The organism is Flavobacterium anseongense (assembly GCF_021608185.1).
GTDB lineage: Bacteria > Bacteroidota > Bacteroidia > Flavobacteriales > Flavobacteriaceae > Flavobacterium > Flavobacterium anseongense.
This window is the reverse complement of record NZ_JAKIHN010000024.1, coordinates 1-1,065: the sequence shown is the minus strand read 5'-3', so window position 1 is coordinate 1,065 and position 1,065 is coordinate 1. Positions and strand designations below refer to the sequence as shown.

General features: G+C 43.3%; 1 protein-coding gene. It reads left to right on the top strand.

Annotated elements, in window-relative coordinates; translation table 11 throughout:
• A partial coding sequence (locus tag L1S35_RS13185; protein WP_370641072.1) for a PKD domain-containing protein occupies nucleotides 1-1,065 on the top strand: 1,065 nt, incomplete at both ends.

Genomic DNA, 1,065 nt, shown 5'->3' with positions numbered 1-1,065 from the left:
ACTACTTCGGCTACATTTACTGTTCAGGATATTATAGCACCAAATATTGATACGGCTGCTGCTAATGCAACGGTTCAATGTGATGGTCAAGGAAATACTGAAGCGCTACAAGCTTGGTTATCATCTAATGGTGGTGCTGCCGCTTCTGATACTTGTTCCGGTGTAACATGGACTAACAACTTTGATGCGCTTAGCGATGGTTGTGGTAACACTGGTTCAGCAACTGTAATATTTACTGCTACTGATAGTTGTGGTAATACTTCAACAACTTCAGCTACATTTACTATTGAAGATACTACTGCTCCAACTATTGATACGGCTGCTGCTAATGCAACGGTTCAGTGTGACGGACAAGGAAATACTGAAGCGTTACAAGCTTGGTTATCATCTAATGGTGGTGCAACTGCTTCTGATGTTTGCTCTAACGTAACCTGGACTAACAGCTTTGATGCGCTCAGCGATGGCTGTGGTAACACTGGTTCGGCTACTGTTACCTTTACAGCTACTGATGATTGTGGAAATGCTACAACTACATCTGCAACATTCACTATCGAAGATACTACTGCTCCAACTATTGATACAGCTGCTGCTAATGCAACGGTTCAATGTGATGGACAAGGAAATACTGAAGCGCTACAAGCTTGGTTATCATCTAATGGTGGTGCAACTGCTTCTGATGTTTGCTCTAACGTAACCTGGACCAACAGCTTTGATGCGCTTAGCGATGGTTGTGGTAACACCGGTTCGGCTACTGTAACCTTTACAGCTACTGATGATTGTGGAAATGCTACAACTACATCTGCAACATTCACTATCGAAGATACTACTGCTCCAACTATTGATACGGCTGCTGCTAATGCAACGGTTCAATGTGACGGACAAGGAAATACTGAAGCGCTACAAGCTTGGTTATCATCTAATGGTGGTGCAACTGCTTCTGATGTTTGCTCTAACGTAACCTGGACTAACAGCTTTGATGCCCTTAGCGATGGTTGTGGTAACACTGGTTCGGCTACTGTTACCTTTACAGCTACTGATGATTGTGGTAATGCTACAACTACATCA